An 8,564-nucleotide genomic window follows, 5' to 3' on the forward strand; every position below is an offset into this window, starting at 1 on the left:
CTCATGGTTCCATTACATCTCAACTCTGGGTCATTGATGAAAAGAACGGTTTCGCGAGAACGCTAAGTCGCTATTACAGGCTTGGAAAAAGAAGACAGTAAACCAAACCAATAACAAATCGACGTGATGTCTTTACCCGTACACCAAAACCCAACGGGCTTACAGATAGCGGGACCAAGGCAGTTCGAGGTCATTGACGCATTGTTACAGGCTGAGTCACCAAACAGGCATTATCAGCATAATTAGAATAACTGACCTGAGCCCGTTTTTAAGCCACCCAGCTGGAGAGTTTTCCGATTTAATAGGAACAGGTCAGTCACACTATCACACCGTATTAATCATAATGATTAATCTTGCGTTGGTTATAAACCCCATATACCTATGTTATATAACTCACATAACATAGGTTATATAATGGCAAAAGGTGAATCAGGGCGCATAGTTTTGGAAATTGATCCGGAATTGAAGAAAAACCTATATTCCGTATTAGCGCATGAACAACAAACACTAAAATATTGGTTTGTGGATAAGGCTCAAAAACATATAGAAGAAAAAAAAACTGAGCTTATTAAAAGCTTTTCAAAGGCAAAATATGAAATTTAAAGCAGACCAGTCAGCACAAAAACTAAGAGGCGGGTATTACACGCCTCAAAATCTGGCAGATTACGCGACAAAATGGATATTAAACAAGAAACCAAAATCTATTTTAGAACCGAGTTGTGGTGATGGTGTATTCGTTCAAGCACTTCATAACAACAAATATAATAAATCTATAAAAATATCTTGTTTCGAGTTATTCGATACAGAAGTTCAGAAAACATATAATCGTTGTAAAGCTTTGGGGTTTGATAATGCTACAGTTACAGAAGGCGATTTTCTTACTTGGGCTAATAAGCAATTAAATCATAACCAGAGCGCATATGATGCAGTTCTTGGCAACCCTCCCTTTATAAGGTATCAGTTTCTTGAAAAACCGTTTCAGGAGCAAGCCGAGCTTGTTTTTAAACAAATTGGTCTAAAATTTACAAAGCATACAAATGCTTGGGTTCCTTTCTTGCTATCAACTCTCGCTTTATTGAAAAATGGCGGGCGAATGGCAATGGTTATTCCTTCCGAGATTATTCATGTGATGCATGCGCAATCACTCCGTAGCTACATGGGACAAGTTTGTTCCAAAATAGTAATAATCGATCCAAAAGAAATTTGGTTTGAGGGCACACTGCAAGGGGCTGTCATTATCTTCGCTGAGAAGAAAGAAAATCCAAATCAACCATCCGAAGGTGTTGGCATTGTAAGTGTCAACGGTTTTGATTTTCTTGAAGAATGCCCCGAAGAGTTATTTAGAAAAACCTTAGGCATTAACGGTGAAACGGTTGAAGGTAAGTGGACAAAAGCAACTTTGGAAAAGAGTGAGTTGTTACTTATAAAAAAATTTATAAGCCATGCCTCCGTCCATAAATTCAATGACATTGCAAATGTTGACGTTGGCATCGTAACAGGTGCGAACCAATTCTTTTTGGTTGAGAATGAAATAGTCGAAAAATACGAATTAGAGAGTTATGCCCATCCAATGTTCGGCCGCAGCCAACATTGCCCAGGTATCTTGTATAATAAGTCACAGCATAAAAGTAACCAAGAAAAAAGTCTTCCAACTAATTTTTTGTACATAGAAAGTGATTTTCAGCAACTCCCCGCAAAGGTCAAAGATTATATTGAGCTTGGTGAAACTGAAAAATACCATGAACGCTATAAATGTCGCATTCGCAAACCTTGGTACAAAGTACCATCCATTTACAGCACCGAAATAGGTATGTTGAAACGCTGCCATGAAGCCCCCAGATTGATCCTGAATCAAATCGGCGCATACACAACAGACACAGCCTATCGCGTCACTTCGACATTCACGAGTGCGGAGAACTTAGTGTGCAGTTTTTTGAATCCTCTAACTGCTATCACAGCTGAATTAGAAGGACGTTATTACGGAGGTGGTGTATTAGAACTCGTACCTTCTGAAATCGAGAAGCTTTATATACCAATCATTGATGGTCAAAAGCACGATATAGCTGCACTAAGTCGACTTGTGAAAGATGGACAAATTGAAGAGGCCATTCAGATCCAAGGTAAAACAATATTTACTAAACTAGGCTTTACTGCCGAAGATATTGAAACGCTCATGGCTATATGGAGAAAGTTACGAGACAGACGATTGCGTAAGTAAATTCACATTAAATGGCAGCTCATTTAAGTGAGCTGCCATATTTGGAAATTTCAAAGGGATCTATATAGCTTAGCAACAGAAGGAATTTTCTCGTCAAGCACTCCAAGATCAAATAGCTCTTTGAGCCGACCATCCATTTTCATCTCCAAGTTATTAAAGCGCCTTTGTAACGGAATTTTTGAACGTGTATCAGCGCTAGATATTTCAAAGTATAACTTATTCATTTCCTGCTGAAGCTTGGCAATAGCATTGTGCTCCTCCGCCTCCTCTATGTCATCAAAATTTATTATTGGAATGGGCATTCTTATTTGAATTTTTGTACCACGAGCGATAAAGCCACCTCTAAATACTTCACCATATATCGAAGCAAACCACTCTAAGTACCTCGAAGATAAAATAGCTTGAATATAATAAATAGAGTATGGGCACGTATTTGGAATATTTATAATACTGTAACCGGCAGTTCCACCGGACGATACAAAAGTTCGATGATTGTCTATCGAATATTTGTAACCATTTGACAACACTCCAACGATGATCTTTTGGGGAACATCACAATTCTCAAGAGATTGACTACGGCCATATCGATACCATTCATCAGGTGTTGTAGGATTTGGCTTAATAGAACGGGTTCCGTTATTTAAATCTTCTTTGACAACTTGTAAAAATTCAAACATTTTTGGATAATTCTGCTCCAAATCCTTATAATCTATAAGTTGGATTCTATTATCGACTTTTTTATATGGGTAAATTACGAAAGCATTTGGCTCTACGTCCTTATATGTATAGAATTGATCATCCCCCGAGCGTTGTGTTTCAAAATAAGGTCGGGTTAATTCACTCTCTACATGGTACGCCTTACCGTTGTATTGGAAATGTATATAACCTTCTTCTATCTTAATCACTCTATGAATGTAGTAGCGATTGGCACTCGTTTGAATACCATTTGCAATAGCATCTTCCCCTAAAATACTACCTAACTTCTCTGAACGTAAATACATCCGCTCCAGAATTTCATTAGTCTCTCTCTCCAGAATCCAAGTATCTGAGCTCAGAACGTCTACTTCGTAGCTGCTTGACTGTGAGGACATATCATCTCGTGCAAGCCACCTCTTGAAGTCTTTTACCTCATAAAAATAGAAATTATCCTGCTGAGATTTTCTCAAAAACAACAGACAAGTATAAGTGGTTTTATTTTTAAAAACTTGATTTGAACCAAAAGAAATTAGCTTACACAGGTACTTATTTTCTGAAAGCAATTTTCTTAAGTTTTTACCTGCCGTAACTTTGGTAAATTTCGAAGGTAATATATAGCCTAAATAGCCACCGTCTTTCAGTAGCTGCATCGAACGTTCGACAAACAAGAAATACTTATCGAATTGCATGAAAGCAGTTTTGTACTTCTTTTTATAAACCGCTAGCTCAGCTGGAGTAATTTGGCTCATATATTCGGTTGCCATATAGGGCGGATTGCCTACGATAACGTCAAATTTATCACTAATATCAAATGGATTAACCGATAAAAAATCCGCATCTTTTATATTATCTGATAGATCAACCAAACTATTTCCAAAATGAATATTACCATCAATCTTTGGTAAGATTGGAGTATCTTGGCCGATTGTTTCTTTCGTTTCCCCCTCTAGAAGCTTAAGAAGCAAGCCAAACGAGCATGCTCGAACTGCATTGAAATCTTTATCAATACCGTAAATACAGCGTGTAAGTATCTCTTTCTTACAAGAAAACTTCAGTTTAAAATTATACCCAGTTATTTGCTGGAGCTTTGAACGATCATGTTCTACGTAATAGTCGACCAAAATATCTTGAATGGTTTGGAAGACTTCAAGCAGGAATGCGCCTGAGCCACAAGCAATGTCTGCAAACTTAGAACTAAAAATCTGGTCATCAGTTTTACCTTTGCAATACTCAATAATAGTATTTCTTATAATATTTTTGATAATATGATTAGGTGTTGTAACTACATCTCTATCGATATGTTCCTCTTTAGGCTGTAGTTCGATTTCCCCCTGTGTATTAATACGTATTCTCTCACTCAAAAATATTTCATAGATATCCCCTAAAATATCCGAAGAAAACACAGAGAAAGAGTAAGCACTTTGAGGAAAATAAAGCTGCCCTATTATCGTCCAGATGCACGAAACTTTACTTCCAATCAGCTCATCGATATATTCGAGGCTAAATAATCCGGAATTGTATTTCTTATCGGAAATTCGTAGTTTATGTATAAGAGAATTAGCATCTTTGCTTTGAGAAAATTTATAAAGAGTCTCGTTATCTTCTAAATCACGATCTTCACAGACACGTAAAAAGACTATGCTGTTGATGTAATTTTGCGTTAAATCGTTTAACTGATCATCACTCAATGCAGGTTTTAACGTAATAAATTCGTTAGCCAGCATCAGTCGCCAGGTGTTTATTTGACGCAAGAAAAGATCATCTACGCTAAACTTGGCAATTTTATTCTCAATTTCTGACCACTCTTCATCGAATAAACCAGAATAAACACTATCCTTACCAATGAGTCGTTGAATTTCATCGAAATTTTCAATTAATTCTGTGTAGTGATATAGTTTTATTCTAGAATTAACAGGGCTATCATCCGCTGAAACTTGGTTTGAACAATCATAAATCGCTGTGTACTCAAAATTTGATAAAACTGAAATCTTCAATTTGGCTGTAAAACCATATCGACGAATTTGTCTAGCTGGCTCTGGATCAGCTACAATATTAACGCTCGGTTTTTTAGCCTCAACGAAAAATTTACGATCCGAGAATAGACGAACGGTATAGTCAGGCTTTTTTGTATTTTCGCCTGCTCTTCCTTTAAGGCCCTCTTCGACTAGTACTTCTCGTTCATAAGTTGGCTTTCCGTTCGAGTTTGTTATGTCCCATCCAAGCGCAATCAAAAACTGGTCAAGAAAGTCAGTTCTTAATTGAGTCTCGTTATAACTACTTGATTTATAGTGCTCTAAATTGCTGCCATATTGATGAACTAACCGCTGCAGAAGTTCCATTTTTGCCATTCTGTTATCTCAGTTTTTACATTTCAAGCTTTATATTTCAGGGGAATCCAAACTAAACCATTTCAAACAAAAAATACTATGGTAACCCCCCGTTTTTAACGGGGTTCCGCAGTAGAATTCACGCGGCCATTTTTCAGTTTCTGTGCAGGAGTAATCCCACCAATGCCCATATTGGGTCTTTCGGTGTTGTATGTCCAGAGCCACTGTGTGGCGAATTCCTGTGCCTCCTCAATGCTTTCTATGATATATTGATCTAACTATTCATGCCGAACGGTACGATTATCGCGTTCGATATATGCATTCTGCTGCGGCTGGCAAGACGACCACGCCAGACAAAATAGCCGCTTTCACTGACACCAAGAACCGAGCAAAGCCGATAGACGGGGAATTCTTCTTCGCTTCATCAATGAGTTTGAACCCCATCGACTTCCCTCTTTCGCGAGAATAGTTGCGGCACGCAATAATATTTCACGTTCTTGCCGAAGAATTTCATTTTCCTTACGCAGACGAGCCAATTCTTTTGTCACATCCTCATGGGGGCCGACTAAAAATCAACTTCATTCAACTGCTGCTACCAGCGCGATAAACTTGAAAGCCCGTCACCAAGGTCTTCGGCAACCTGCGGAAGTGCCCGACCACTCGTTCCTATAAGACGAACCGCTTCTTTTTTTAAAATCATCCGTAAATGTAAGGCGTTTGGTTTTGCTCATAAGGTTCTCCTGTTATCTAAAAATTTAACAGAAAATCCCTTCATTTTATCGGGGCAAAACCAATATTTATTTAGACCACGCTCGGAAACATGATAAATGAATGGTAGCTTCAAAGCAATTAATCACAGAGGCAATGTTACAACTCCGCCGCGTTGATTATGCAGTATTAAGTACAAATCTGAGCTCTAGGCGCAAGCCTTCATCATCTTCTTGTAATGGTCCTTCCCAACTTCTTTGATGAAGTTGATCCCCGCATCAGCCGCACGTATGGCTTCTTCAAGCGTGAGATCTGGCAGGGTGCCAAGTCCGTCAATAGTGCCGTGAGACTCGATTTGTACGAGACGTTCGAGAGCTCGCACGTCGAGCTTATCTTTAACTGCATCGTGGTGGTCCCCAAGCGCCCCAGCGAAATTGGATTGCCCTGGAGAACAAAAGGTTGCGAAAATCTCGAGCAGTTTTCTGGTCGCGTTCGGAAGCAGGAACACATAGTCTGTCACCTTCTTCTCCGCCGCGTCTCGAACTAGGCTAAAAAGATAGTGATACTCACTGTCATGCTTGACCAATAACTCGTGCATGTGCCTAAGGGAAGTTACGCGATCTTTTCCATCTCCCGAGCTGCGACAATCAAGGGACAGAAGCGCCGTGATCTTTTTGGTTTCATCCCGCCTCTGAAAGTTTTGAAACTCACGCTTCACCATGTTCATGAAGCTTGTATTATGTGTGAGAACGATAACCTGAGCGCACCTCTTGGTCATGCGGGTCATCAGGCTGTAAGCGTAGGTTCGAGCTGCAGTGTCCAAGCTCGATATAGGGTCATCAATAACCAAAACAAGGTTTTCAGCTTTGCGGCCTTCAGCGGCCAATTGGGTCAAGAAATAGCAGAAGGATACGGCCATACGTTCCCCTTCGCTCAACTCTATCGCAGAGCTTCCGTTTGCTCGGAGAATTTTATATCCACCATTTTCTGCAATTAAGCGAAGTTCTTTGTGTCCGAGATAAGCCCAAATTAGTTCGTTCATTTTATCTGCGCCAACACCGTGGTCTTGCAGGTCATTACGAAGTGCCAGCTGGCGATCAATAAGGTCTTTCTCTTCCTTTCGCGCTGCTGTCTGCTCCCTCTCAGCATCTACGGTGGCCTTTTGAAGGCGATTCCACTCACTTTGATTTGTTGCCAAGACGTGGGTTTCAATCCTGGTGAACGCATCCTTTTGCATCGCTTCAAAGCTAACAAAGGTTTCGTTGTGTTTCTTCACGGCCGTCGCTATTGCTACTTCGGTGGACGCGTATTCTGTGAGCCAGTCTCCAAGGTCAAAAGTTGCAAGATCACCTACAACCTCTACCTCCTTTGTGGGGTTTGCAACTTTCGTTTCTAATCCTTGGACAAGCTCTCCGACGCATACACCAAGCCGTGCGACGGCCAATTCCATGGCCGCTCGGTTCTTAGCAAAGGCTTCCCGTTCCTCTACGGCAATCTCTGCTTCCCTAGGGATGGAACGATAGAATTCTCGTAGGCCCTGCTGATGTCCCTTCCCGATCCTCACAGCGTCCTCCAAGGATTTAAGAGCTTCGGTCCACGATTTGTCGAACAATACTCGGAGTTGGGCACGACGGTTCTCTGAAAACGAGTTACCGCAAAGAAGGCAGTCTGACACGCTGTGCTCGTCATGGTAATAGAGCCCTTCCTCTATCCACCGCAGAGCATCCGAATGCGATTCAAACTCGTTCAGGGCGATGCCGGAGATGCTCTGCGTAAGAAGCGATTGACTAGCCTTGAACCAATCGGCTAGCTCATCTGGGAGACTCGGGGAAAAAGCGAGGCTCGGGAGCGGCTCACGTTGAACAAGCAGCGCTTGGTAAGCTTTGAGTTTATCTTCTGACAGCTTTTTCTCCATGCCAAAAGATGCTTTTGAATAATATCCTTGAATCTTTCGCGCATCGTAAGACTGTGTATAGCTGCTAGAGGATGCCAACTCGCGGATGTTGCGAGCGACTCGAGTCTTAAAGTCCGAGAAGGCCTTATCAGCTTTGGTCTTCACGCTCTCCTGAGTTTTGGTTTTCTGTTTTGCGGCCGTTAGCTTTGGGGCTATTTCATCGTACTCCTTACGAGCATCGACCTTCTTTTCGCTTAGGTACGCAATCCCCTTAGTACTGCTAGCATCCCATTCAAAGTTTCTGGAAACGAAGTCCGTGTTGAAAACCAGAAGATTGTTCCCAAATGGATTTGAAATAGGGTGATGCGAAATAGTTACTCCATCTGACGTCTCTATATTAAAAGTGGTTTCCTTTGGCAGCCGCTCTTCTAAATTTCCGCGCTCTATCGAAGAAAACACCCTTGATAAGGTGGTCTTCCCGGAACCATTGAATCCGTATATCAGAGTGCGCGGAGCCAATTGCAAATCGCCTGGCGCGCTAAAGTCTTTCCATACCCCTGCTTGTTTAAGCTCCGAAAGCCTTTGGATAATCATCTAACGTGCCCCCACACCAGAATTACAGCAGTTGTCGTATCCAACCTATATGTACCAAATGAGACTAGCAACCATTACCGGGGCGGATACACATGCTACACACACCCGTTTGTCAAACAAGTTGTAT

4 protein-coding genes and 2 pseudogenes are annotated in these 8,564 nt (G+C 41.1%); 2 read left to right on the forward strand and 4 right to left on the reverse strand.

The window, feature by feature from the left end; all coding sequences use genetic code 11:
- The first annotated feature begins 414 nt into the window (after positions 1-414).
- Positions 415-603, forward strand: a complete 189-nt coding sequence (locus JNC77_RS17165) for a hypothetical protein (RefSeq protein WP_374834716.1) — start codon at positions 415-417, stop codon at positions 601-603.
- The gene (locus JNC77_RS17170) at positions 593-2,218 is read left to right on the forward strand and encodes an N-6 DNA methylase (protein WP_374834718.1); all 1,626 of its coding nucleotides are present in this window, start codon (positions 593-595) and stop codon (positions 2,216-2,218) included. Before JNC77_RS17165 ends, JNC77_RS17170 begins: the two co-directional genes overlap by 11 nt.
- 50 nt (positions 2,219-2,268) lie before the next feature.
- Here JNC77_RS17170 and JNC77_RS17175 read toward each other — a convergent pair whose 3' ends face one another.
- The 4 genes and pseudogenes from JNC77_RS17175 to JNC77_RS17190 all read right to left on the reverse strand — a co-directional run bounded on the left by JNC77_RS17175 (position 2,269) and on the right by JNC77_RS17190 (position 8,437).
- A complete protein-coding gene (locus JNC77_RS17175; RefSeq protein ID WP_374834719.1) occupies positions 2,269-5,262 on the reverse strand; it encodes an Eco57I restriction-modification methylase domain-containing protein in 2,994 nt (997 codons plus the stop codon).
- A gap of 95 nt (positions 5,263-5,357) precedes the next feature.
- Positions 5,358-5,576: pseudogene (locus JNC77_RS17180) on the reverse strand (integrase core domain-containing protein); the annotation flags it as partial.
- A pseudogene (locus JNC77_RS17185) lies at positions 5,570-5,972 on the reverse strand (transposase); the annotation flags it as partial. The pseudogenes JNC77_RS17185 and JNC77_RS17180, both read right to left, overlap by 7 nt.
- A 185-nt stretch (positions 5,973-6,157) precedes the next feature.
- Positions 6,158-8,437, reverse strand: coding sequence for an AAA family ATPase (locus JNC77_RS17190; RefSeq protein ID WP_374834721.1), 2,280 nt, complete (start codon positions 8,435-8,437; stop codon positions 6,158-6,160).
- Between the last annotated feature and the right edge of the window lie 127 nt (positions 8,438-8,564).

Source organism: Paenochrobactrum pullorum (assembly GCF_041929845.1).
Classification (GTDB): Bacteria; Pseudomonadota; Alphaproteobacteria; order Rhizobiales; family Rhizobiaceae; genus Paenochrobactrum; species Paenochrobactrum pullorum.

Coding starts and splice junctions, on each gene's coding strand:
- JNC77_RS17190 (WP_374834721.1), bottom strand. CDS start 8,437: ATGATTATCCAAAGGCTTTCGGAGCTTAAACAAGCAGGGGTATGGAAA.
- JNC77_RS17175 (WP_374834719.1), bottom strand. CDS start 5,262: ATGGCAAAAATGGAACTTCTGCAGCGGTTAGTTCATCAATATGGCAGC.
- JNC77_RS17165 (WP_374834716.1), top strand. CDS start 415: ATGGCAAAAGGTGAATCAGGGCGCATAGTTTTGGAAATTGATCCGGAA.
- JNC77_RS17170 (WP_374834718.1), top strand. CDS start 593: ATGAAATTTAAAGCAGACCAGTCAGCACAAAAACTAAGAGGCGGGTAT.